Raw genomic sequence first — 24,108 nt, 5'->3', positions numbered from 1 at the left:
CCGCCCTGGTAGGGTGCCGCCGCCGTGCCGTGCGACACCCCCCACCGGCTCCACACAGAGGACTGCTGATGCCGATCAGGCACTCGCTCAAGATTGTCACGTACCTGACAGCCGTGTTCCTGGTGCTCACCCTGTTGCCCACCGCCCTGGCACGGCCGGCCGCCGCGGCCGACACCTGGCGGGGACCGCTCTCCACCCGGGGCCGCTGGATCGTGGACGCCGACGGGAACCGCTTCCGGCTCAAGGCGGCCAACTGGGACGGCGCACAGGGTTCCTGGACCGGCAGCGGCAGCGTCGCCGACCCGGCGAACCACCACGCCGGCCAGGACTCGTACGGCATCCCCCTCGGCCTGGACCGCGCGCCCCTGACCCAGCTCCTCGCGGACTTCACGGCGCTGGGCATCAACAGCGTGCGGCTGCCGTTCTCGAACGAGATGATCCACACGACGGCCGCGGTGCCGGACGCCGCCGTCACGGCCAATCCCCAACTGCGCGGCAGGACACCCCTGGAGATCTACGACGCGGTCGTCGCCGCGCTCACCGGGGCGGGCTTCGCCGTCATCCTCAACAACCACACCAACACCTCGCGTTGGTGCTGCGGCGTCGACGGCAACGAGCGCTGGAACAGCGGCCAGTCCACTCAGCAGTGGGCCGACGACTGGGTCTTCATGGCCCGCCGGTACGCCGGCAACTCCCGGGTCGTGGGCGCCGACCTCTACAACGAGGTACGCCGGGACGTGCTGGACGACCCCAACTGGGGCCTGGGAGACGCCCACGACTGGTACGCGGCGGCCCAGTTCGCCGCCGACCGCATCCTCACCGAGGCCGACCCGAACCTCCTCATCGTCGTCGAGGGCATCAACTGGACCGGACTGCCCGTCGACGGGTTCCCGCACGGCCGCCCCGTGCTCACCCCCGTCCGCACTCTGTCGAACACCCTCGTCGACGCCCACAAACTCGTCTACTCGGCCCACTTCTACGGCTACACCGGCCCCCGGCACAGCGGCGCCACCGGCATCGGCGAGACCAGCGACCCCCGTTACCAGGACCTGACCCGCGACGAGCTGTACCAGGCCCTCGCCGACGAGGCGTTCTTCGTCACCACCGAGGGCAAGCACTACACCGCCCCCGTGTGGGTCAGCGAGTTCGGCGTCGGCGCGAACGAGACGGGTACGGCGGCCCGCGCCTGGTTCGGCAACATCACCGACTACTTCGCCGACCACGACACCGACTTCGCCTACTGGCCGCTGGTCGGCTGGGAGGGGCACGACGACTGGGCGCTGCTGCGCTACGACACCGCCGGGCACCGTTCCGGCATCCTCGACGGCGGGGACTGGCGGGCCACGGCCTGGGCCCACCTCATGACCTCGGCCGGCCGCACGGGGTACGTCGAGCCGGGGACGACCTGGCGGATGCTGTCCACCGACCACGGCGACCAGGTCGAGTCCCTGCGGGTGCGCGCGGGCGGCGACTGGGACTCGGGCGCCTACAAGGCGGCCTGCCCGGACGGGCTGCGGCTGATCGGTCTCGCGCACTCCGGCGGGCGCGGCCTGTGCACCGACGCGCGGGCCGGTGATCTGCGGGCGACGGACGGCGTCCAGACGGTCGTCACGGACGAGCGGTACGTCCCGGCGGGCGGCGACTGGGCGTCCGGCTACACCAAGTTCCAGTGCCCGGCGGGCCGTTTCGTCGTCGGCTACAGCCGTCGCGGGGAGCGGGTGTCGGCGGCGCTGTGCGTGCCGGCCCGCACCGCGCTCGGCACGGGCGGCCGGACGGTGTGGTTCGACCGGTCCGACAGCCGGCCCGCCGACGGGGCGGGCGACGACTTCGCGTCCGGCGCCTACAAGGGACAGTGCGACGCCGGCGAGTACATCGCGGGCGTCGCCTTCACCACCCGGGTGGGAAGCGCACAGGGACCCGCCGCCGTGCTGTGCGTGGCGTTGTAGCCGGCCGGAGGACTCACGTTCCTCAGCCGAAGTCGGTCATCTGCCCGCGTCCGGCCGACGCGTCGGCCCCTGTCAGGTCGTCGTGGTGCGGCGGGGAGCCGGGGGTGTCGGCGGCGGCCCGGAGGATGGACTGCTGGAGGCGGCGCAGGCGCGCGGACGGTTCCAGCCCGAGGTCCCTGACGAGCAGGGTCCGCAACCGCCGGTAGACCTCCAGTGCCTCGCCGCGGCGGCCGGAGCGGTAGAGCGCGAGCATGAACTGCGCGTGCAGGTTCTCGTGGGAGCGGTAGCGGCTGGTCAGGACGGTGAGTTCGGCGAGCAGCTCACGGTGCCGGCCGAGCCGCAGATCGGCCTCGATCCGCCGGTCCAGCGCGCACAGCCGGCTCTCCTCCAGCCGGCGCGCCTCCATGGCCAGATGGGCTCCGGTGGAGACGTCGGCGAAGGGCTGGCCGCTCCACAGGTCCAGCGCCTGACGCAGAGTACGGGAGGCGTCCGCGTGATTCTCCTCGTCCATGGCGCGACAGCCCAGTTCATGGAGCCGCTCGAACTCGCGGATGTCGTTGCGGCCACCCCCGGCGGCGAGGAGATAACCGCCGGGCAGCGTGGTCAGGACGTCCTTCGCGGACCGCGTGCCGGGGCCGCCCGGCCCGGCGGGCCGGCGCAGTGCCGTCGCGATGAGCTCCCTGAGCTGGAGCACATAGGTCTGGAGCGTGGTGCGGGCGCTGCGCGGCGGGGTGCCCGCCCAGAGCTCCTCGACCAGGGTTGCGACGGGTACCACCTGGTCGGCGCGCAGGGCGAGCAGGGCCAGCAGCTGGCGCGGCTTCGGCGCGGTCGGGGCGATGGAGACCCCGTTCTCCGTCACGTCCAGCGCGCCCAGCAAACCGATGTCCACACGCGTCTCCCTGTTCCTCTCACCTGGCACTCCGCCAGTAGAAAACAGCACGACCGGTCTGTCAACCGACCGGCGACTGGGCGGTTTCCAAGGAACCGTCCGACAGCGACCGCGGCTCGCCGACCGGTCCGGCACAGGACGAAAGCCCAGTACAGCAGCGCCACTTGACAGGCCGGCGAACAGCCGTGGCACCGACGGCGCCACCCCGGCCGGCCTTCGAGCCGGGAAGACCCGCCCGCTCGAAGACCGACCGGATCAGACCATCCGGTCTGTTATTTGACGGTGCCCCAGGTCAGCCGACGCGCCCACGGAAGCGGGAGGGGACGGGTACGGCGAGGAGGACGATGCCCAGTGCCAGTACCCCCAGTCCGCACCAGGACGCCGCGGGCAGCCGTTCACCGAGCGACGCGACGCCCAGGACCGCGGCCACGGCCGGTTCGGCCAGCGTCAGCGTCGTCGCGATCTGGGCCGCGGTGCGGCGCAGGCCGTGTCCGAAGAGCCGGTAGCAGAGGAAGGTGGTGACCGCGCCGAGGTACACGACGACCAGGGCACCGCGTACCGACGGCAGCCAGGACCCGGCGTTCCACAGCACGACGGGCAGCACCAGGAGAGCCGCTCCCCCGAACAGCACGCCCATCACCGTGTCGGAGCGGTGTCCACGGGCGATCAGCTCTCCGCCGACCAGGGCGTACCCGGCGTACGACAGTCCCGCGAGCCCTGCCAGCAGGACACCCGGTACGTCCACGGGGGCGCCGTCACCGGTGAGTTCGGGCCCGAGGACGAGCACCGCGCAGCCGAGGACGGCCGCCGTGGTCGCCGCCGCCCAGCGGCCCGTGGGCCGGGACCGGCCGGTGAGCAGGCCGAGGAGACCCGCGAGGACGGGGGCGCCGCCGAGCGCGATCACGGTGGCCGCGGCCACTCCGGTGCGGGCCACCGCGGGATAGAACGTGAGTGGATAGCCGGCGACCGCGAGAACACCGAGGGCGAGCAGCCGGCGTTCGCCGCCGGTGCAGGTCCGGGGCAGGGTGCGGGCGCCGGGTGCGGTCAGGAACAGCAGGAGGCCGCCGAGGACCAGGCCGGCGGCTCCCACCGCGGCGGCCGGCGCCCCGGCCGGCGCGAGGGAACTGGCGGTCCCGGTGGTGCCCCACAGCACGGCGGCGGTGAGGATCGGGACCGGCCCGGCGAGCGGACCGGTGCGGCGGGGGCGCGGAGCCGCGGCCGCGGCCAGGCCGGAAGAAGAGGAGGGGAATGAGGTGTCGTTCGGCACAGTCGTGAACTTCCGTCGTCGAATACCGTCTGCGGACTGGTTTCGAAACGGGCGCACGACACCTGCCCCGAGCCGCCTGCGAGGCAGGGCCGGGACCGTGGATCAAGCCGTCGGTGAGTGCGCCCGGTCAGGCGCAGAGCGGCGGCAGGACGACGTGCCAGTAGGTGTTCACGCCACGACGGTATCCGCACCGGCCACGGCGACACGGTTCCGTCCGCATTTCGGGACCCGCACCCGTCGCCGGCTCCGGGGCACCCGCTCCGGCGCGGAGCACGACCGGGGCCCCGCCGGGCGTACGGCCGCCACTGACCGGTCCTGTCGGATCGGTGACCGCGGACATCCACCCGGCGCACACCGATGACACCCCCGACGTCACTTGTCGTATGATTCGACCAAGTTTTGTCCAACGTGCGCCGATATCGTTTCCAGCCGGGTGCCGGTGGGACAGACTCACCCGCGGAGGGGGGACGGGCACGGCCGTTTCACGCCGGACGTGCCATCCCGCAGTGTCGCGTCGTCTTGGGGAAGGCGGCGAACAGACCAGCGGAGGAATGCATGACGCAGTCGCTTCCGGGGCAACGCCCTGCCCAGGAGCAGGCGTTGACCGGGCGCGGGCGCCCACCGGTCGTCGTGATCGGCGCCGGGCCGTACGGACTGTCGGTGGCCGCCCATCTGCGGGCGGCCGGGGTGCCGGTCCGGGTCTTCGGTGAGGTGATGGGCAGTTGGCGGCACGCCATGGCGACCGGGATGTTCCTGAAATCGACGCCGGACGCCACCGACCTGTCGGCGCCGGAGCCCGGCGGCCGGCTGGCGGACTTCCGGCGCGTGCACGGCGAGCCGGAGCTGACCGAGCTGACCCCGATCCCGTGCGATGTCTTCGTACGGTACGGGCAGTGGTTCCAGAAGCGGTACGTCGGCGAGGTCGAGCCCGCCCGGGTGACGGCGGTCGAGCGCGCCGCGTCCGGACCCGGCTTCCTGGTCCGGGCGGACGACGGGCAGGAGACGGCGGCCGCCGGGGTGGTGGTGGCGACCGGGCTGAACGGACTGGCCCATGTCCCGGCGGAGTTACGGCACCTCGCGCCGGAGGGACCCGGCCCGGACGCGGTCGTGTCGCACACCAGCCACCACACCGACCTGTCCGGGTACGCGGGGCGGCGGGTCGCGGTGGTCGGCGGTGGCCAGTCGGCGCTGGAGAGCGCGGCGCTGCTGCACGAGGCCGGCGCCGAGACGCAGGTCCTGGTGCGCGAGCGGACGGTGCTGTGGGGCATGCCCCCGGACCTGGCCCGGCCCTGGACGCAGCGGCTGGCCAAGCCGGCCTCCCCGCTGGGCACGGGCTGGATCCTCGCCGCGGTGTGCGCCGCGCCGGGCGGGGTGCGGTGGCTGCCCGCGACGGCCCGGCTGCTGCTGTTCCGGCGGGCGCTCGGCCCGTCGGGCGGCTGGTGGCTGCGGGACCGGGTGACGGGCGTCGTACCGGTGCACACCTCGCGGCGGGTCACCGCTGCCGTGGTGCGCGGGCCGGAGGTGCACCTGGAGGTCGCCGGGCCCAGGGGCCGGCGCGAGACCCTGGCCGTCGACCATGTGCTGGCGGCCACGGGGTACCGGCTGGACCTGGCCGCGCTGCCCTACCTGTCTCCGACGGTACGGCGTGCCGTGGTCTGCGTGCCGGGGTCACGAGCGCCCGCGCTGCGGGGGACGTTCGAGTCGTCGGTGCCGGGCCTGTACTTCACGGGCTCGCTCGCGGCCCCGATGTTCGGGCCGATGATGCGGTTCGTGGCGGGGACCGAGTTCGCGGCCGTGCGCATCGCACGGCATCTCGCGAAGTCCTGACGGTCCGTCTGCCTCCGTCGCGACGGTGGGTGCCGGCCGTCCTGGAGTCCGAGTCGAAAACGGCACGGACGGTTTGTCGGACCGGCACCGGCCGGCGGGCGTGGTCTCCCGGACCCGGGTCAGGAGTCGGACCGCGCGGCGCCCGCGAACTCGTGTGTGGGAGAGGCGAGCTGGGGAAGCACCAACGACCAGAACTGTTCGACGTGCTGGGGCGAGATCCGGTCGCCGGCACCGATCAGTTCGAAGCCTACGGTCGCGGCGACTATCACCGCGGCGACCCGGTCCGGGGACACCCCCTCGGCCAGTTCGCCCTCGCGCTGTGCTCGCAGCAGCTGTTCGCAGACCCAGGCGCGCCACCAGCAGCCGAAGCCCGGTGCGCTCTTGCGCGAGGGATCGACGCTCAGCCGGAAGCCCGCGCGGACGACGACGTCGGCGGCGACCGCGACCAGCAGATCCCGGGTGACCGTCACCACCAGGTGCAGCGCGGAGGCGGCGGACTGCCGCCGGTCCGCCACCAGTTGCTCGACGGAACGGCGGGCCTCGCTCTCCACCTCGATGGCGAGGGCGTCCTTGCTGGCGAAGTGGAAGTGCAGCGCTCCGGCGCTCACTCCCGCCCGCCGGCTTATCGCGGGCAGCGAGGACAGCGCGTAACCGTCCTCGGAGAAGATCTCCGCGGCTGCGAGAACGAGGGCCTGGCGGGTTCTGGCCGCCCGGAGTTGCTTGACCATCGCGTCCCCCTGTTGATCCGGGCGAATGCGGAATTGGACGGTCCGATTCCCCCTGGGCCTGCAACATTGCGATTCGAAAACCCTAGCAAACAGCACACTTGGCAGGTTTGCCGTCCTTCGGAGCACGGCAGGCCTCCCCCACCGCCCCTCGTATGCCTTCGGAAGCGTTGTTCGCCCTGCATGCAAACCGGGTCGACGGTTTGGTCCGAGGCGGGTCAGGCCTCGGTGGGCACCAGCGCTTCCTGCCGACGGCGCTCGACTTCCTCGACCACCCGGGCGCCCCGGTCGGGCGCGGTGTCCAGCCTGATCAAGGCCGCGGGAGTGGCTATGGCCGGCAGTACATGGTTGTAGAGGACGGAGATCCGGTCGTTGAGATCCGTCCAGTCGGAGACCACCTCGGACATGAACTGGGTGCCGATCCAGGCACCGAGGAAGCACTCCGCGGTCTCCTGGGGGTCGACGTGCGGCAGCACCTCACCGCGCTGCTTGGCCTCCACGAGCTTCTCGGTCACCACCTCGGTCCAGGCGGGCCAGGCACTGCCGAACAGCGAACGCCCCTGGAGGTCGGCGGACAGCCGTATGCCGGCGAGCAGGATGACCTCCTTGGGGATCCGGTAGGCCAGCGTCATGCCGATGTCCACCCACTCCTGGAGCTTCAGCTCGCGCGGCACCCAGTAGTCGTCACTGATCTGGGCGCTGATCACACCGCGCGCGAGGGCTTCCTTGGAGTCGAAGTGGAAGTAGAGGGCACCCTTGGTGACTCCGGCCCGGTCGAGGATCTCGGCGATGGTCGCCGCCGTGTACCCGCGCTCGGCGAAGACCGCGGCGGCGGCCTCGACAACAGCGCGTCGGGTCCGAATCGCACGCTCCTGACGCGCCATGGGGACCCCTCCTCGGTCAAAACAAAACCGGACGTGACGTACCTTACCCCAAACGGGGGTCGGTATTTCGGCCGCAGAGGGCCGATTCCCGGTCGGTCCCGCACCGGTGCCGCCGCGCCGAAGCGGGATCCTTCGGGCAGTTCACCAGGCGGTGCGTCCGCCGTCCACGGTAAGTGTGGCACCCGTGACGAAGCTCGCCCGGTCACTGCACAGCCAGGCCGCGGCCTCCGCCACCTCGACCGGGTCGGCGGCGCGCGCCTGCGGTGCGGAGCGGTAGGCGCGGGCCTCGTTCTCGGGCGACTTGGCGAACCAGTCGTCGATCATCTCGGAGCGGGTCAGCCCCGGGGCGATGGCGTTGACACGGATGTGGTGCGGAGCGTACTCGACGGCGGCGGCCTTGGTCAGTCCGATCACCGCGTGCTTGGAGGCGATGTAGGGGGCCGCCGTCGAGGAGGCGACCAGGCCGCCCACGCTGCTGGTGTTGACGATCGCGCCGCCACCGCTCTCCAGCATGGCGGTGATCTCGTGGCGCAGGCAGTTCCACACACCCCGCACGTTGGTCTCGGTGACCCGTTCGTAGTCGGCGTCGTCGATGAGGTGCATCGGGGTCTTCGGCAGGGCCACGCCGGCGTTGTTGAAGGCCGCGTCGAGACGGCCGTACCGCTCGACGACGAACTCGACGGCGCGGCGCACGTCCTCGCCGTCGCGCACGTCCAGGGTGCGGTGACTCGCCTCGGCACCCTCGGCGCGCAGCGTGTCCGCGAGGTCGCGGAGCTTGTCCTCGCGGCGGGCGGTGACGACGACGGTGGCGCCCAGCCGGGCGAACACCCGGGCCGCGGCGGCGCCGATACCGCTGCTGGCGCCGGTGATCAGGGCGACCCGGCCGGCGAGTTCCGTGTCCAGCGCCGCGGTCACCCGGCCACCTCGGTGAGCGAGCCGGCGTCCTGCCAGACGGTGCCGAGGCGGGCCTCGCGGTCGAGGGCGCGCAGGCGCGGTTCGTCGATCTCGGCGAGACCGCCGACCAGGTGCCGGACGCCGAGCTCGCGCATCAGCTCGCGCTGGAAGCCGTGTTCGAAGGTGCTGGGGTGACCGATGAAGGGCACGTCGAGCTCCCTGGCGTGGGCGGCGAAGCGGGCCACGTCGTCGATGAAGAGGACCTCGTGGAAGTCCAGTCCGAAGTGGTCCCGGGTGATCTCCCGGATGCCTGGGCGGAAGTCGTCGGTGCAGATGTAGTGCGGGGCGGTGAACAGCCCCTCCCAGGCGCCGAGATGGCGGCGGAAGTGGTCCTCGTCGAGGCCGCCGTAGCAGACGACGTCCAGGCCCAGGGCGCGCAGCCGGTGCAGGAGCTCCTCGGCGCCGTCGAGGGTGTGGACCGGGTGGGCGCGCAGGTGGTCCTCGCGCTCGGCGAAGTAGTCGGCGATGGCCTCCTGCTCGCCCACGGCGGCGCCGGTCTCCGCCAGCAGGACGCGGGCGGCCGCGAGCCGGGACTGCGAGAAGAGCCGCTGCTCCAGCTCGCGGGTGTACTCACCGCCGTACTTGAGGACGAGCCGGTGCAGGACGGGGCTGAAGCTGTCGTTGAGCAGGACGCCGTCGATGTTGACGGCGGCGAGGCGCAGGGTGCGCAGTGGTTCCATGGGGTCTCCCTCCCGCTGACCGTCCGACAATCATGCAGGCGTTGTCGGGACCTCGGGGTCGCGGGTACGGCCAACTCCCCGCCGCATGGCCAAAAGAGACCGGTGGCCAGGTTTCGCCGAAGCGGCCGCGCGCGTCACTCCCGGGGAACCAGCCGACGACATCTGCCAGTTAGTCCGTTTTTCGCCGTGCCTTCCTGATGATTGAGCGCGAAAATACTTGGCCAAACCACTACGGAGCGGAGTCATGCATGGATCGAGTCGAACCACGCTTGGTGAATCCTTTACCTGGTGGCCGACCCGAGAAAACCGGTAGGTCCGTATCTTATAGGCGTCGAACAGAGCTTCCAGCCAACGAAGAGCTTTCCGACGGGGGGTCATCGATGAGCCTGTCCGCCAGCGAGATCGGAGTCGGTCTGCCCGCACTGCCCCGGCTGACCACCACGGTTCCCAAGGAGTACGTCCACCGGGCGTCCCTGGCCGAGGTGTTCCTCACCGGTTGTACCGCCCAGGACGACGGGGTGCGGTTCTCCCTCACCGGACAGTGGCCGCGCGCCCACACGTTCTTCAACAGCACCGACGGCGCGAGTCACGATCCGCTACAGGCGGCAGAGACTTTTCGGCAGGCCGGCATGTTCGTGACGCACGCGGAGCACGGGGTACCGCTCGGCCATCACTTCGTGCTGTGGTCGCTCAGCTGCCACACGGACCTGGAGCAACTGCGGATCGCCTCCCGGCCCACGGACTTCGAGCTCGAGGTGACCTGCCCGGACTCCGCGCCGCGCGGCAGGTCGTCCGCGCGCCGGATGGGCATCGGGTTCGCACTGCGCAGGGACGGCCTGCCGGTGGCCCGCGGAGACGGGCTGTACTCCATCGTCAGCCCGGCCGTCTACGCCCGGCTGCGCGCCAACCGGTCGGAAGTGGACGGGACTTCGGCTCGGACGGTGGCGGCCTCGGAACCGATGGAACCGGCCGCCGTCGGCCGTACCTCCCCAGCCGACGTGGTGCTCACGCCCACGAGCACCCCGGACCGCTGGCTGCTCACCCCCGACCTCGGTCACCCCATCCTGTTCGACCACGGCGGCGACCATCTGCCCGGCATGGTGCTGCTGGAAGGGGCCCGGCAGGCGGCCTGTGCGCGGCTGGCGCCACGCACGCTGATACCGGCGATCACGGCCACGGAGTTCAACCGTTACGTCGAACTCGACAGCCCCTGCTGGGTCGACGTGACGGATGTGACACCCGGCGACGACGGCACGGCCACCGTGAAGGTCGTCGGCCGGCAGGACGGCGAGACCGTCTTCTCGTCCACCGTGAGCGGGCCCGTCGTCTAGGTCCCGCCGGACGCGGTCCACGCCCCGGGGGGTGACGGCGACGCGGCGGCCCGCGCGTCCCGTCAGGGAGGCGCGGGCCGCCGTCAGGCATCAGCCGCGGGTGTGTCGGCCCTCGTCGCCGCGGTGGTTGCCGCCACGCTCGTCCCCGCGGTGGTCGTCACCGCGCCGGTCGCCGCGGTGGTCCCCGCGGTGGTCGCCGCCGCGCTCGTCGCCACGGCGCCGGTCGCCGTCACGGTGACGGTGGCCCCAGGAGACGGAGTCGACCAGTCCCCGGTGGTCGTCGCGCAGGGTCACGGTGTCGGCGTTGCGGTTCCACACGGAGTCACGCCGGTCCTGGTACAGGTCCTTGTCGGTGTCCCGGCCGACCCCGGTGTGGACGCGGACCGTGGCACGGCCTGCCAGCCGGTAGTGGTGGAAGGTGTAGGTGCGACCCGACGCGTCGGACAGCGTCCAGCCGCTCAGGTTGACGTCCCGGCGGGCGGTGTTGGTGACGTCCACCCACTCCCGGTTCAGGGCCCGGTTGGAGTGGACCTCACGGCCCTGGACCTCGTGCTGGACAGCGCTGATGAAGACCGGGCCGCGGTGCGGGGCGGAAGCCGCGGCCGGCAGGGCAAGCGCTCCCACCAGGGCGGCCGCGACGGCGGTCGCGGAGCCGAGACGGCGGGCGGTCACGGTAACGGAAGCGGACACTGAGTCCCCCTTGCAGGGTTCGAGTACACCCCGGCGGCGGCCGACGGCGGACCGCGGGCCACGCGGGATGCGTTGTGCGAGGTGGCGACCGGTCGGCCGCGCAGTCACACCCTGCAACCCGACCGCGTGAGATGTGGGACACACACCTGACCCATTACAGATCCAACACTTTGTCATGACTCTCGGTTGCAACATGCATTTAAAGGGTGAATGTACGGAATTGACGCCTCATCGGGTATGAAAAGCCCGCAGACAAAGGCCGACGCCCACCTTCGTGCATCACAACGCACCAGGACATCCGAGGGCACGTCACCCGAAAGTGAGTAACAGGCGTCTCTCCCGGCATACCGAAGTCGATCTTCTGGGCGTTACCTGGAGTTCGCCGATTCATAGGTCACCGAAGGGGTGCGGGGAAAGCGTTTACCGCTACGTTTTGGCTTGCCATTTTTGGCATGCTCACAACCCCTCAGCGCACCCCTCCCCGTAGGAGACACCCCCATGCGCAGACTCGTTGCCTGTCTGGCGGCCGCGGTCGCCGCCCTCGGCGGGCTCACGGCGACGGCCGCTCCGGCCGCGGCGGCCGGCTCGGGCACGTTCAGCGTCCTCACGTACAACGTCGCCGGGCTCCCCGAAGGCCTGTCGAGCGCGCCCACGCCGCGTGACACCAGCACCACCGAGATCGGCAAGCGGATCGCGCCGTACGACATCGTCAACGTCCAGGAGGACTTCAACTACCACGCGTATCTCTACGCCACCGACACCCACCCCTACCGCACCGCGACCAGCGGCGGCGCGGGCATCGGCAGCGGCCTCAACACCGTCTCGAACTACGCCTGGGACGGCGACGACTTCGAGCGCGTCGGCTGGAACTCGTGCCAGATCGACTCCGGCGACTGCCTCACGCCCAAGGGCTTCACCTTCATGCGCGAGCGGCTCGCCGAGGGTGTCTACGTCGACTTCTACAACCTGCACACCAACGCGGGCACGAACGACGGCGACGAGGCGTCCCGGGCCGACAACCTCAGCCAGCTGACCTCCTTCATCAGCACCCACTCGGCCGGCAACGCCGTCGTGGTCATGGGTGACACCAACACCCGCTACACCCGCTCCGCCGACACGATCGCGGAGTTCGCCTCGAACAACGGGCTCACCGACGCCTGGGTGCAGCTGATCCGCGGCGGCAGCGCGCCGGCCAAGGGCAGCGACGCGCTGGTCTGCGACGACACCGCGGCGACCGTGCCCAACACCTGCGAAGTCGTGGACAAGGTCCTCTACCGCAGCAGCAAGCTGGTGAACCTGACCGCGACCTCGTACAACAACGAGCACGCGAAGTTCCTGACGAGCGACGGTCTGATGCTCTCCGACCACGACCCGGTCACGGTCGGCTTCTCCTGGTCGCAGAACGCGAACTTCCAGCTGAGCGACCAGTTCGGCGGTCCGCACGGCGACTACTACCAGGACATCGACAAGGTCGCCGCCGGCGCCCGGGCCACCAGCGTCTCGCTGCGCTCCGGCTCCCGTGTCGACCAGGTCGGCATCACCCTCGCCGACGGCACCACGCTCACCCACGGCGGAACCGGCGGCACCGCGTCCTCACTCACCCTGGGCAGCGGCGAGTACGTGACCTCGGCGTACCTGTGCGAGGGCGTCAAGGACAGCCACACCCGGATCTTCTACGCCAAGTTCACCACGAACCTGGGCAACACCCTCGCGGGCGGTACGACGACCTCGGACTGCGTGACCCGCACCGCGCCGTCGGGCTGGCAGATCGCCGGCTTCCACGGCCGCGCCGGCGACGAGCTCGACAAGGTCGGCTTCATCTACACCAAGCGCTGACCGCCGCAGCGAGCGCCGACCACGCCCGGCCGGCCGGTGAACCCGCACGAGCGGTCCGCCGGCCGGCACCCGGGCGGGTCAGGTGCCGTACGTACGCAGCTTCCGGTAGAGCGTCGCGCGGCCGATGCCGAGGGCGGCCGCCGTGCGGGCCTTGTTCCCGCCGTGGCGGCGCAGGGCCTCCAGGATGGCGGTGCGTTCGGCCCGCTCCATGGGGCTCAGCCGGCGCCCCGCGGGCCCCTCACGCACGGGATCGGGCAGTTCGGACCGGCGCACCGGCCCCGTCACCTGGCGACGCTGCGCCAACGACCGTACGACGTGGGCGAGTTCGGTGACGTTACCGGGCCACGGATACCCCTCGACGGCGCGCCGGGCGTCGAGGGTCCAGGTGAGCGGGGGCTGGCCGGGCGCCGGTGGCGGGCTCACGGCGGTGAGCAACTCGCCGATGTCCTCCGGCCGTTCCCGCAGCGCGGGCAGGGTGACCGAGCGGGCGGCCAGGGTGTCGAGGAGCCGCTGGAGGCACGGGCCGGGCGGTGCGCCCGGGGTGTAGGTGACCAACAGCGGTGTGGCGGGCCGGGCCTCGAGAAGGGCGACGATCGCGGCCACGTCCGGCTGGGCCAGCCGTTCGGCGTGGCGCAGCACCAGGCCGTCCCGGGGTCGGCCCGGCAGCATCTGGCTCACTTCCCCCTCGGCCGCGTCGACGACGAGCGGGTCGGGGTCACCGAGCAACGCGCGGGCCAGCGAGGTCTTTCCGGTGCCCCGTTCACCGACGAGCAGCAACGGGGCCGGTACGGCGGCCAGTTCGGCGGCGCGTCGGGTGGCGTGCCGCCACGGCAGCGAGTGCCCGGCCAGCGTGGTCGGCGGCGGCCCGGCGGTGGCGGCGCTCGCGCGGCCGAGGACCGGTTCGAGGACGGCGACGGCGCCGACGGTCTCGCCGAGGTGCCGGACGGGTTCGACCACGGCGCCGTACGGGAGCCGGATGCCGGAACCGTCCTGGCGCAGCGCCGTGCGGACCGCGCGTTCCAGGTCGTCGAGGTCCCGGGTGGACAGCAGCCGTCCCGCCGCCTCGCTCACCAGCCGGCTGTGGCCGCTGAAGGCCACCACCGGCCGGTCCGGTCCGTCGCATGCCGTGAGGTAGGCGTCGAGCAGGAGGTGCTCCGGCGGCCGGGCGTGGGCACGCAGTTCGGCCTCCACCGCCGCGGCCGCCGCCTCGGCGAGGGTGGCCTGCGGGTGCGGTGCGCGGCCGGCGCACAGGGCCGACGCCACGGTCACCGTACCGACCGGCCTGCCGTCGCCGGGGGTCCGCAGCGGCACGCTCACCGCGGAGACCTCCTGCCAGACGTCGAGGAAGTGCTCGGGTCCGTGCACCTCGGCGCGGCGGCCCGTGCGCAGGGCCAGAGCGGCGCTGTTGGGGCCGACGCACTGTTCGGAGAGGTCCGGGCAGCGGGTGCCGAACGGGGCGGGGCCGGCCGCCCACAGCACCCGCAACCGGGCGTCGGTGAGGACCAGGGTGGCGCGCTGCCGGTCGAGCGGCGGGCCGAGTCGTGCCAGCACGGGCCGGGCGGCCTCCAGGATCGCGGGGTCGGGCGGCCGGGGGGCCGGGGCGGCGAGGTGGGCCGCGCAGTCGTGTCGTACGCCGTGGAAACGGGCCCGGCGCCAGGCCGCGGCGACCTCGTCCGGTATGTCCTCCGGCAGCGGGCGTCCGGCGAGGAAGCGGGCGCGGGCCCGGCGCAGGTGACCGAGGGCGGGGCGGACGGGCGGCTGCCGGTCGGCCGTGGGGTGCTGCTCTGCGGTGGTCATGGCGCCCTTCACCGTACCGGGGACGGTTGAAGAGGCAACGACCGGTGCGCCCCGGCGGGTTCCGTCGTACCGGGGTGTCTCGCATTGAGACACCCAGGACGGCCGGGACCGTTTCATGATCTTGCTCGGTCGGTTTCCGTCCTTACCCCCACCGGAGCGTTCCCCGTGCACACCGATGTCGTCACCGACGTCCTGATCGTGGGCAGCGGCCCGGCCGGCGCCTCCGCGGCCCTGGCCCTGAGCACCTACGGCGTACCGAACATGGTCGTCACCCGCCACGGGAGTCTCGCCGACACCCCGCGCGCCCACATCACCAACCAGCGCACGATGGAGGTGCTGCGCGACCTCGGGGTGGAGCGGGAGGCGCTCGCCCGGGCCACGCCACAGCACCTCATGGGGAACACCACCTTCTGCACCAGCCTGGCCGGCGAGGAGCTGGGACGGGTCCGGTCCTGGGGGAACGAGCCGCTGGTGCAGGCCGCGCACGAGCTGGCCAGCCCCACCTCGATGTGTGACATACCGCAGCACCTGATGGAGCCGGTGCTGGTGGACGCGGCGACGAGCCGCGGCACCGTGTTCCGCTACAGCACCGTCTACAAGTCGTTCACGCAGGACGCCGACGGGGTGACCGTCACCGTGGCGGACCGGGTGCGCGGCGACGAGTACACGATCCGGGCCAGGTACCTGATCGGCGCGGACGGCGGGCGGTCGCAGGTGGCGCAGGACGCCGGGCTGCCGATGGGCGGTCAGATGGGGGTCGCGGGCAGCGTCAACATCGTCTTCGACGCCGACCTGAGCAGGTACACCGCGCACCGCCCGTCCACCCTGTACTGGGTACTGGCCCCCGGCGCGACCGTCGGCGGCATCGGCGCGGGACTGGTGCGGTGCGTCCGCCCGTGGACCGAGTGGCTGATCGTGTGGGGGTACGACGTCACGGCGGGCGCCCCCGACCTGACCACCGAGTACGCGGAGTCCGTCGTCCGCCGGCTGATCGGCGACGACGAGATCCCGGTGACCGTCAGGTCGTCCTCGGCGTGGACGGTGAACGAGATGTACGCCGAGACCTACTCCAACGGCCGGGTCTTCTGCGCCGGCGACGCCGTGCACCGGCATCCGCCGTCCAACGGGCTCGGGTCGAACACGTCCGTCCAGGACTCCTACAACCTGGCCTGGAAGCTGAAGCTGGTCCTCGACGGCACCGCCGGCCCGAGTCTGCTGGACAGCTACACGGCCGAACGCGCGCCGGTCGGCAGACAGATCGTCACCCGCGCCAACAAGTCGATCGGCGAGACCGCGCCCGTCTTCGAGGCGCTCGACGGTCTCACCCCGGGGACCCCCGAACAGCTCTGGGCCAACATCGCGGCCCGCAAGGAGCCCACCGCGACGGCCGAGCGGCAGCGGGCCCGGCTGCGGGACGCGATCGCCCACAAGGTGTACGAGTTCAACGCCCATGGTGTCGACCTCAACCAGCGTTACGACTCCGGTGCGATCGTCCCCGACGGCACCCCCGACCCCGGCTTCGCCCGCGACCCGGAGCTGTACCACCAGCCCAGTTCCCGCCCCGGAGCGAAGCTCCCGCACGCCTGGCTCACCTCGGGGACACGCACGGTGTCCACCCTGGACACCGTCGGCCGGGGCCGCTTCACCCTGCTGACGGGGATCGGCGGCGAGGGCTGGCTGCGCGCGGCCGAGGCCCAGGACCTCGACATCGCCACCGTCGTCGTCGGCCCGGGGCAGGACTACGAGGACCCGTACGGCGACTGGGCCCGGCTCAGCGAGGTCTCCGACTCGGGTGCCCTGCTGGTACGGCCCGACGGCTACGTCGCCTTCCGGCACCCGGCCGCCGCCGGGAACGCGGCCGAGCTGCTGGGCGCAGCGCTCCGGCGGATCCTCGGTCGCGCCGTCGAGCCACGACCCACGCAACACGAAAGGTGAACAGCATGGCCCTCGGGCTGCTCAGGCGCCGGTGGTCCAAGGACGCCCCGGCCCGTACCGCGGGACTGACCCTGCCCGTACCGCCGGGTGCGGGCGGCGTCGCCCGCACCGTCCTGGACCCGGTGGACCAGCCGCTGGGCGGCGCCGACGTCACGGTCACCGCGCTGGACAGCCACCAGGTGGCCGCGCGGGGCATCACGGACCCCTTCGGCTGCTTCATGGCCGTCCTGCCGCCCGGCCGTTACAGCATGCTGGTCTCGGCCGAGGGGCTGGAGCCGCACCGGGAGACCGTCGAGGTGGTCGCCGACGCGGGACCGGTGCCCGGACACATCCGGCTCACGCCGGCCCGGCAGCTGCCGTTGCCCCCGACCGGCGGCTGGGTCTTCGATCCGCCGCACACGGCGATCCGGTTCATCGCCAAGCACGTCGGCATGGCCCATGTGCACGGTCGCTTCGAGCGTTTCGACGGGGCGATCAACGTGGCCCCGGACATGACCCGGTCGACGGTCCGGGTCCGTATCCACGCGTCGAGCATCAACACCGGGAACACCACCCGCGACAACCACCTGCGTTCCGGCGACTTCCTGGACGTCGAGCGGTATCCGTACATCGAGTTCAGCAGTACGCGCTTCGCCTATCGAGGCGGCACCAAGTGGACCCTGCTCGGCAGCCTGACGATGCACGGGGTGAGCCGCTCGGTCTCGCTCGACACCACCTATCTGGGCACCGTCAACGGCGGGTACGGCGAGGAGCTGCGCTGCGCCGCGCTCGCCACGGCCGAGCTGCACCGGGAGGACTACACCCTCAACTGGAGGTCGATGCTGGCCCGAGGCATCGCGGTGGTCGGCCCGACGGTGCAGCTGGAGCTGGACGTCCAGGCGATGTACCGCTCGCCGGACACCCCCACTCCCCCGGAGTGACACGGACACCACGCGGCACCGCCCACCCGGACAAGAGGTTTGCGCAAGTTAACAACACTTTGTGATCTTCTGTCGCCTTTTGCCCCTTCGGTGGGCAGCATATCTGTGCTACCCATGAGATGTGCGGTGCGGGATCTCGGGGCCCGGCCGCGCGGACTCGGGCACACCGTCCGGCGCGCGCCGGAGTCAGCGAGCTGTGTGAGCTGCATGGATCCCACCTCCTCGTCCTCCAACGGTTCGCCGTTCGACATGGTCAGCGGCGCCCTGGCGGGCTACATCCCGGGGGCCGGGCTGCCGACGGCCCGGCCTTCGGGCGCCGACGGGGAGAGCGACGACCAGGAGCAGATCCTCGGCGTGGTCAGCCTCGATCCCGAGCTGAGGGTCACCGGCTGCAATCTGGAAGCGACCCCCTTCGCGGGAGTGAACACCCGGCCGGGGGACGCCTTCGCCGAGCTGCTGCCGACCGCGGACGTCCCGACGGTCACCCAGCGGTTGCGGAGGGTGCTCGCCACGCGGGAGGCGCACGTCGCCCGGGTCCAGCGCCTGCGCCGGGACGACGGGACGGAACTGGTGGTCTCGATGAGCATCCTGCCGGCCGCGCCGCCGCAGGTGGGTCTGACGGTCTCCCTGATCGCGATGGCCAAGCGGCTGCACCTGTACGCCTCCGCCACCGCGATCGGGACCTCGCTGGACGTCGGGGAGACCGCGCAGTCCCTCGCCCAGTCACTGCTGGCGTGGGGGGACGTGGCGGCCGTCGACCTCGACTACGCGGTGTGGACCGGCGAGGCGGTCACGGAGCAGGCGCAGGAGCGCATCCGGCTGCGGCGTGCGGCCCTGGTGCCGGACCGGGCCTGGCCCGAGGGATATCTGACCCCCGGGGACAACCTGCCCCGGGAGGCGAGCCGGCTGCTGGCCGGCGCGGTCATGCGGGACGACGTTCCGCGGGCCGTCGTCCTCCAGGACCGGGAGGCCATCGAGCGGGCGCTCGGCGATCCGCGGCTGATGCGCGCCCTGGTGCCGGGCGACCGGCCGGTGAGCGTCGCCTGCATCCCGCTGGTCGTGGAGGGACCGGAAGGCGCCACGGGGCCCATCGTGCTGGGGGTGACGGAGGTGTGGCGGCGGCCGGACCGGGTCTTTCGCGTCGGCGAGCTGCTGGACCTACAGGAACTGGTGGCCAAGACCGCCCGGCACGTGGACCTGGCCCGCCAGCACCAGCGGGAACACGCCCAGGTGCTGGCACTGCAACGGCGGCTGCTGCCGCGGACCGGCAGCGACACCATCGAGGTCGCCAGCGTCTACCAGCCCACCACTCCCGACAGCGCGGGCGTCGGCGGTGACTGGGTGAACAGCTTCCCGCTGCCGGGTGACCGCACCGCGCTGGTGGTGGGGGACGTGGTCGGGCACGGCCTGGGGGCCGCGGCGGCGATGGGCCAGCTGAGCATGGAGGCCCGCGCGCTGCTGTCGGCGGGGCTGGGTCCCGGGGAGGTGCTGGAGCGCCTGGACGAGACGGTCACCCTGCTGGACGACACGGACGCGGGCCTGGCCGCCGGGTACAGCGCGCTGGGCTCCACGTGCTGCATCGCGGTCTACGACCCCGTCGACCACCGGGTGGCGATCTCCAACGCGGGTCACCTGCCCCCCGTCCTCGTGCGTCCCGACGGGTCCGCCAACACGGTCGCGGGGCAGCCGCACCCGGCCCTGGGAGCGGAGTTCGTGGTGCGGGAGCAGTTCGACGTGCACGAGTTCGCCGTGCCGCCCGGCTCCCTCCTCGTCCTGTACACCGACGGCCTGGTGGAGGATCCGGCGGCCTCGATCGACGACGGCATCGGCCGGCTGACCGACCTGGTGCGGGACGTGCACCCCTGGGACGACCTGCACGTGGCCGCGCGTCGCGTGGTCGCCGGCCTGGCTCCGCAGGGGCGGCTGCGCGACGACGTGACGCTGCTGCTCGCCCGGATGACCGGCCGGCGCGGCCGGGACGCGGCCACCTGGCACCTGCCCGCCCGCGCCGGCTCCGCCGCCCGCGCCCGCGCCCTGGCCGGGCCCCTGCTGCGGCGGTGGCACCTGACCGACCAGGGCAGGGACAGCGCGCTGCTCGTACTCGGCGAACTGGTGGCCAACGCCGTCCAGTTCGGTGCCGGCCCGGTCTCGGTACGGCTGGTGAGGTCAGGAGGCCGCCTGACGTGCGAGGTCGGCGACACCGGAAACGGCCGCCCCAGGCCGCGTCACGGCGGTCCGCTCGACGACAGCGGGCGGGGGCTGCACGTGGTCCACAAGCTCACCACCCGCTGGGGGGTGCGCTGGACCGACACCGGCAAGGCCGTCTGGGCCGAACTGGAGACATGACGGCCGCACGCGCCGGCTCCCCGCCCGCGTGAGGGCCGCACCCGCCGGCTCCCCGCCCGCGTGAGGGCCGCACCCGCCGACTCCCCGCCCGCGTGCGCCCGCTCCCCGCGGTGACGGCCGCGTCCGCCCTCCGCTCGGCCCGCGTGACGGCTACAGCCATTCCCCCTCCACGGCCGTGGCGGTGAGGCCGGGCGCGGCCGCGTAGAGCACCGTGCGACTCCCGGCCTTCTGGCCGGCGTCGTACGCCCGCCGCAGGATGTCGAGCACGGCGGCGCCGCCGCGGTTGCCCGTGGTGTAGCTGTCCCGGCTGTAGGCCAGCAGCCCCGTGGGCCACCCGTCGGGCATCGTCTCCTCCATGTACTCCAGCACCCGGGTGCCGCCGGGATGGGCGAGCAGCAGGTCGGGGTGCCACGGCCGGGCGTCGTCCTGGTGGCGCTCGCGCAGCCACTGCCACATCCCGGCCACCGTCTCCTGCACGGCACGCGGCCCCCGGCGGTCCATCACGAAGTGCGTGCCGTCGTCCCGGGTGTCCAGCCGGTGCAGGTCCGTGGTGCCGGGCAGGGTGTGGTGCCAGACCGCGTCCAGGCGCAGGGTGGACTCCGCCCGGGGGCGCCCGGTGATCACGACGGCGACGGCGGTGTCGGCGAACAGCAGCCGGACGATGAGCGATTCGAGCGTGTCGTCGGCGGGCTGGTAGGTGGTGCTCAGCGCCTCCGATATCACGACCAGCACCACCCGGTCGGGGTCCGCGGCGACCAGGTCGGCCGCCAGTGCCAGTGACCGGGTGCCGGCTATGCAGGCCCACTGGGTGGCCGGCAGCAGCAGCACGTCACGGCGCAGCGGAAGGCGGTTGAGCAGGGCGAGGTCCAGGCCCGGCAGAGCCGGGGTGGTGGAGTTGCTGGTGATCACGGAGTCGACGTCGCCGGCGTCCAGGCCGGCGCCGCGGAGGGCCTCGCGTGCCGCGCGCTCCCCGTACGCCTGTACGGCGGCCCAGGCGGGCGCGGTGCGCTCCTGGACGGTCTGCGGCGCCGGAATCGCCTCCAGCGCGGCGATCGCGCGGTCCACCTCGGCGTCCGTGAACCCGTCGTGGGCCAGTGCCTCACGCGCCGGTCCGGCAGCGGGAGTTCGCAGGCCCGGCCCGCGGCCGGGTGCGGCGGCGGCCGCCAGCGGCAGCATCCATCCACGCCCGGCGATGCCCGTGCTCGCGGCGATGCCGTCGATCCGGGACGCCCACGGCGCGTGCGGATGCCGGTGCCGCACCTCGGCCACTATCTGATCGGTCCGCACGACGTGTTCGCCGTGCACCACGGCCGGGGGACACAAGTAGGCGCCCATAGCACGCATCTTTCTCAGACAACCCATGAATGACGTCGGGTGTCTGAAATCTGCCTGATCCGGGAGATCAGGTCAAGAAGCAGCCATCACAACGGAGTTCACATTCGCCTCCTTTTCGTACATATTGCAAAAGAAGTCACGCGGACCCCGGCGCGACGGCGTTGACGGACGGGCGCTCGGCACGACGGAACACACCGGGCAAGCGCTGACCGCACGGCCGCTCCGGCGCGACGACCACGGGGCCGTGGTACGTGCGTTGACCACCGATGGTTTTAATTGAGTTTTGTACCACTTCGGAGAAACCGCTTCACTCAAAGTGCAGTCGAAGCCGATCGCAGGGTGTTAGAACTTGGCCACATAACGTCGGGCCGTGAACGGCCCTGCGCACCCTCCCTGTTGTGAAATGGGACGATCTTGTCCAAGCTCAGACCCTTGACCGGCAATTGGCGCGTCGCGAGACGCCTCCAGGCCATCCTGCTCATCCCCGTGCTCGTCGCCCTCGGACTCGGCGGCATCCGGGTGAAGACCTCGGTCGACACCCTGCGGGACGCCCAGGACGCGGTGCGCGTGGCGGAGTTGGTACAGGCGGCGAACACCTACGCCAGTGACGCGATCAACGAACGGGACGTGTCGGTGATCCCGCTCCTGGAGGGCAAGCGCAACGCTCCGGCGGTGCTCGCGGCGCGCAAGGTCACCGACGCCGACGCGCAGGCCTTCGACCGGGCGGTGGAGCGCGCGCCCGGAACGGCCGGTCTGAACCGGCGCATCGCGTTGGTGCGCGCGGGCGAGAAGCAGCTCCCGACCGTGCGGGCGGCCGCGTTCACGGCCAGGATGTCGGGGGTGCAGACGGAGGAGAGCTACCACGCCGTCCAGCACCCGCTGATGGAGATCTCGAACGAACTGGGCTTCGGCAGCAGCAACCAGGCGAGCTTCGGCCGCTCCCTGTACGCCCTCGCGCTGACCCAGGCCGCCGAGTCGCTGGTGCGCTCCATCGGCACGCACCTGCTGGTCGAGGACCGTGCGGCCCTGGCCGAGGGCGAACTCCAGAACCAGCTCAGCTCGTTCAGCTCCTACGCCTACCTGGAGCAGGTGGCGTTGCAGGAGTACGCGGGCGCCGGCACCACCGGGGACATGACCCGGCTCCGAGCCGCGCTGACCGAGGCGCAGAAGACGGGGGCCGCGCAGACGGCCAAGGCGGCCGAGCAGGCCAAGGCGGCCGGCGAGGCGTTCGTGCCCCCGCCCGGCCGGGCCAAGATGATCAGCGAGATCGTCAGCGGGAAGCCGACGGATGAACTCGCCGCCGAGGGCATCACCCCCGAGTCGTTCTTCGCCGCGCACGCGCTGGTCTTCGACGCCTACCGCGGAGTCGAGGTCCACCTCGCGGCCACGGCGCTCGCCGATGCCCGCGGCATCGCCGACAGCGCCCGCAGGGACGCGATCGTCAACGGCACGCTCGCGCTCAGCGCCGTACTCGCGGCGTTCCTGCTCGCCGCCTGGGTGGCCCGCTCGATGAGCCGCGGGATGCGACGGCTCAGCGCCTCGGCGATCGAGATCGCCGAGCAGCGGCTGCCGGCGGTCATCACCCAGCTCTCCCAGGCCGTGCCCGGCCAGGTGGACACCAAGGTGACGCCGATCCCGATCACCACCACCGACGAGATCGGCGAGGTGGCCCGCGCCTTCGACCATGTGCACCGGGAAGCGGTCCGGCTCGCCGCCGAGCAGGCCCTGCTGCGCGGCAACGTCAACACGATCTTCACCAACCTGTCGCGCCGCAACCAGTCGCTGATCGAGCGCCAGCTCGCCATGATCACCGACCTGGAGGAGCGCGAGGCCGACCCCGACCAGCTGGCGAACCTGTTCCGGCTCGACCACCTGGCCACCCGGGTGCGCCGCAACGGCGAGAACCTCCTGGTGCTCGGCGGCGAGCGGCCCACCCAGCAGTGGGACCACCCGCTCCCCCTCGTCGACGTGATCCGGGCGGCCGCCTCCGAGGTGGAGCAGTACGAACGGATCGAGCTGGCGGGCGTCCCGGAGTCCGAGATCCACGGGCGTGCCGTCACCGACCTGGTGCACCTGCTCGCCGAACTGCTGGAGAACGCCACCGCGTTCTCGTCACCGCGCTCCACGGTCCGGGTCACCGCGACCCGGCTGCCGGACGCCCGGATCATGGTCGAGATCCATGACAAGGGCATCGGCCTGATGCCCGAGGACTTCGCGCAGATCAACCACAAGCTGGCGAATCCGCCGACCGCCGACGCGGGCGTCTACCAGCACATGGGGCTGTTCGTGGTGGGCAGGCTGGCCGACCGGCACGGCATCCGGGTGCAGCTGCGCCCGGCCGCCGGGGAGTCCGGCACGACCTCGCTGGTCATGCTCCCCGGCACCGTCACCTGGCGCAGCGGCGCCGAGTCCGACTCCGACACGCTGGCCCTGGCGGCCTTCAAGGCACGCGCCGGGTCCGGACTCGACGCCCTGCTGGCACAGGGGCCCGCCGACCCGTTCCAGGCGCACGAGGCGTGGGACGACGGCATCGCGGTCCCCGGTCCCGCCACCGCACAGGCCGGCCTCCCCGGCCCGGCCGGACCCGACGGTCCGCCGAGGGCCCACGCGACGGGCGGCGGCTCCGATGTCCCTGCGCCGTCCGGTCCGACCGGTCCGTCCGTGCCCTCCGGTCTCCCCCGCCGTACCCCGAGGCGCGGCCGCCGGCCCGCCAAGGACGGCTGAACCCCGGGAGCACGCCCGGTGT

General features: G+C 72.3%; 17 protein-coding genes. 8 read left to right on the top strand and 9 right to left on the bottom strand.

Annotated features, from left to right (window positions below; all coding sequences use genetic code 11):
- Positions 1 to 68: 68 nt before the first annotated feature.
- Positions 69 to 1,946 (top strand): glycoside hydrolase family 5 protein, encoded by a 1,878-nt coding sequence (locus tag AAW13_RS37575; protein ID WP_046728874.1) that lies wholly within the window; start codon positions 69 to 71, stop codon positions 1,944 to 1,946.
- A 22-nt stretch (positions 1,947 to 1,968) separates the two neighbouring features.
- On the opposite strand, the gene AAW13_RS37570 is transcribed toward AAW13_RS37575, so the two are convergent.
- Positions 1,969 to 2,835 carry an AfsR/SARP family transcriptional regulator gene (locus AAW13_RS37570; RefSeq protein WP_046728875.1) on the bottom strand — a complete coding sequence of 289 codons (867 nt, stop codon included), beginning with the start codon at positions 2,833 to 2,835 and terminating at the stop codon, positions 1,969 to 1,971.
- Between the two features lie 292 nt (positions 2,836 to 3,127).
- Positions 3,128 to 4,102, bottom strand: coding sequence for a DMT family transporter (locus AAW13_RS37565; RefSeq protein ID WP_079179127.1), 975 nt, complete (start codon positions 4,100 to 4,102; stop codon positions 3,128 to 3,130).
- 555 nt (positions 4,103 to 4,657) lie between these two features.
- Between AAW13_RS37565 and AAW13_RS37560 the strand changes: the two genes are divergently transcribed.
- Positions 4,658 to 5,929: an FAD-dependent oxidoreductase gene (locus tag AAW13_RS37560; protein WP_079179126.1), complete on the top strand. Its 1,272-nt coding sequence runs from the start codon at positions 4,658 to 4,660 to the stop codon at positions 5,927 to 5,929.
- Between the two features lie 119 nt (positions 5,930 to 6,048).
- On the opposite strand, the gene AAW13_RS37555 is transcribed toward AAW13_RS37560, so the two are convergent.
- The 4 genes from AAW13_RS37555 to AAW13_RS37540 form a co-directional block, all read right to left on the bottom strand.
- Positions 6,049 to 6,657, bottom strand: a complete 609-nt coding sequence (locus AAW13_RS37555) for a ScbR family autoregulator-binding transcription factor (RefSeq protein ID WP_046728876.1) — start codon at positions 6,655 to 6,657, stop codon at positions 6,049 to 6,051.
- Between the two features lie 215 nt (positions 6,658 to 6,872).
- The gene (locus tag AAW13_RS37550) at positions 6,873 to 7,538 is read right to left on the bottom strand and encodes a ScbR family autoregulator-binding transcription factor (RefSeq protein WP_046728877.1); all 666 of its coding nucleotides are present in this window, start codon (positions 7,536 to 7,538) and stop codon (positions 6,873 to 6,875) included.
- 141 nt (positions 7,539 to 7,679) lie between these two features.
- The gene (locus AAW13_RS37545; RefSeq protein ID WP_046728878.1) at positions 7,680 to 8,453 is read right to left on the bottom strand and encodes an SDR family NAD(P)-dependent oxidoreductase; all 774 of its coding nucleotides are present in this window, start codon (positions 8,451 to 8,453) and stop codon (positions 7,680 to 7,682) included.
- Positions 8,450 to 9,172 (bottom strand): HAD family hydrolase, encoded by a 723-nt coding sequence (locus AAW13_RS37540; protein ID WP_046728879.1) that lies wholly within the window; start codon positions 9,170 to 9,172, stop codon positions 8,450 to 8,452. Before AAW13_RS37540 ends, AAW13_RS37545 begins: the two co-directional genes overlap by 4 nt.
- Before the next feature lie 380 nt (positions 9,173 to 9,552).
- On the opposite strand from AAW13_RS37540, the gene AAW13_RS37535 reads away from it, so the two are divergent.
- Positions 9,553 to 10,503: a ScbA/BarX family gamma-butyrolactone biosynthesis protein gene (locus AAW13_RS37535; RefSeq protein ID WP_046728880.1), complete on the top strand. Its 951-nt coding sequence runs from the start codon at positions 9,553 to 9,555 to the stop codon at positions 10,501 to 10,503.
- Positions 10,504 to 10,593: 90 nt separating this feature from the next.
- Here the strand turns inward: AAW13_RS37535 and AAW13_RS37530 are convergent, their stop codons facing one another.
- A complete protein-coding gene (locus AAW13_RS37530; RefSeq protein WP_063777053.1) occupies positions 10,594 to 11,193 on the bottom strand; it encodes a lamin tail domain-containing protein in 600 nt (199 codons plus the stop codon).
- A 498-nt stretch (positions 11,194 to 11,691) separates the two neighbouring features.
- Between AAW13_RS37530 and AAW13_RS37525 the strand changes: the two genes are divergently transcribed.
- A complete protein-coding gene (locus AAW13_RS37525; RefSeq protein WP_046728882.1) occupies positions 11,692 to 13,029 on the top strand; it encodes a jacalin-like lectin in 1,338 nt (445 codons plus the stop codon).
- 78 nt (positions 13,030 to 13,107) lie between these two features.
- Here AAW13_RS37525 and AAW13_RS37520 read toward each other — a convergent pair whose 3' ends face one another.
- Entirely contained in the window at positions 13,108 to 14,826 is a 1,719-nt protein-coding gene (locus AAW13_RS37520) for a helix-turn-helix domain-containing protein (protein ID WP_046728883.1), read from the bottom strand.
- A gap of 165 nt (positions 14,827 to 14,991) precedes the next feature.
- Here AAW13_RS37520 and AAW13_RS37515 point away from each other — a divergent pair, with 165 nt between their 5' ends.
- The 3 genes from AAW13_RS37515 to AAW13_RS37505 all read left to right on the top strand — a co-directional run bounded on the left by AAW13_RS37515 (position 14,992) and on the right by AAW13_RS37505 (position 20,027).
- Entirely contained in the window at positions 14,992 to 16,761 is a 1,770-nt protein-coding gene (locus AAW13_RS37515; protein ID WP_046728884.1) for an FAD-dependent oxidoreductase, read from the top strand.
- Between the two features lie 5 nt (positions 16,762 to 16,766).
- A complete protein-coding gene (locus tag AAW13_RS37510) occupies positions 16,767 to 17,681 on the top strand; it encodes a YceI family protein (RefSeq protein WP_046728885.1) in 915 nt (304 codons plus the stop codon).
- A gap of 207 nt (positions 17,682 to 17,888) precedes the next feature.
- Complete coding sequence (locus tag AAW13_RS37505; protein ID WP_046728886.1) at positions 17,889 to 20,027, top strand: ATP-binding SpoIIE family protein phosphatase; 2,139 nt, start codon at positions 17,889 to 17,891, stop codon at positions 20,025 to 20,027.
- A 150-nt stretch (positions 20,028 to 20,177) separates the two neighbouring features.
- Here AAW13_RS37505 and AAW13_RS37500 read toward each other — a convergent pair whose 3' ends face one another.
- Entirely contained in the window at positions 20,178 to 21,362 is a 1,185-nt protein-coding gene (locus AAW13_RS37500) for a beta-ketoacyl-[acyl-carrier-protein] synthase family protein (RefSeq protein ID WP_046728887.1), read from the bottom strand.
- Positions 21,363 to 21,794: 432 nt separating this feature from the next.
- Between AAW13_RS37500 and AAW13_RS37495 the strand changes: the two genes are divergently transcribed.
- Positions 21,795 to 24,086, top strand: a complete 2,292-nt coding sequence (locus AAW13_RS37495; protein ID WP_240528852.1) for a nitrate- and nitrite sensing domain-containing protein — start codon at positions 21,795 to 21,797, stop codon at positions 24,084 to 24,086.
- Positions 24,087 to 24,108 lie beyond the last annotated feature (22 nt).

The organism is Streptomyces humi, from assembly GCF_001005085.2.
Lineage (GTDB): Bacteria > Actinomycetota > Actinomycetes > Streptomycetales > Streptomycetaceae > Streptomyces > Streptomyces humi.
The sequence above is the reverse complement of the archived record's forward strand: the minus strand, read 5'-3'. Positions and strand labels throughout refer to the sequence as shown.

What these genes read in the sequence shown, in the direction of transcription:
- AAW13_RS37575 (WP_046728874.1), top strand. Translation starts at nt 69, where the DNA reads ATGCCGATCAGGCACTCGCTCAAGATTGTCACGTACCTGACAGCCGTG.
- AAW13_RS37540 (WP_046728879.1), bottom strand. Translation starts at nt 9,172, where the DNA reads ATGGAACCACTGCGCACCCTGCGCCTCGCCGCCGTCAACATCGACGGC.
- AAW13_RS37535 (WP_046728880.1), top strand. Translation starts at nt 9,553, where the DNA reads ATGAGCCTGTCCGCCAGCGAGATCGGAGTCGGTCTGCCCGCACTGCCC.
- AAW13_RS37555 (WP_046728876.1), bottom strand. Translation starts at nt 6,657, where the DNA reads ATGGTCAAGCAACTCCGGGCGGCCAGAACCCGCCAGGCCCTCGTTCTC.
- AAW13_RS37550 (WP_046728877.1), bottom strand. Translation starts at nt 7,538, where the DNA reads ATGGCGCGTCAGGAGCGTGCGATTCGGACCCGACGCGCTGTTGTCGAG.
- AAW13_RS37520 (WP_046728883.1), bottom strand. Translation starts at nt 14,826, where the DNA reads ATGACCACCGCAGAGCAGCACCCCACGGCCGACCGGCAGCCGCCCGTC.
- AAW13_RS37505 (WP_046728886.1), top strand. Translation starts at nt 17,889, where the DNA reads ATGGATCCCACCTCCTCGTCCTCCAACGGTTCGCCGTTCGACATGGTC.
- AAW13_RS37500 (WP_046728887.1), bottom strand. Translation starts at nt 21,362, where the DNA reads ATGGGCGCCTACTTGTGTCCCCCGGCCGTGGTGCACGGCGAACACGTC.
- AAW13_RS37525 (WP_046728882.1), top strand. Translation starts at nt 11,692, where the DNA reads ATGCGCAGACTCGTTGCCTGTCTGGCGGCCGCGGTCGCCGCCCTCGGC.
- AAW13_RS37510 (WP_046728885.1), top strand. Translation starts at nt 16,767, where the DNA reads ATGGCCCTCGGGCTGCTCAGGCGCCGGTGGTCCAAGGACGCCCCGGCC.
- AAW13_RS37560 (WP_079179126.1), top strand. Translation starts at nt 4,658, where the DNA reads ATGACGCAGTCGCTTCCGGGGCAACGCCCTGCCCAGGAGCAGGCGTTG.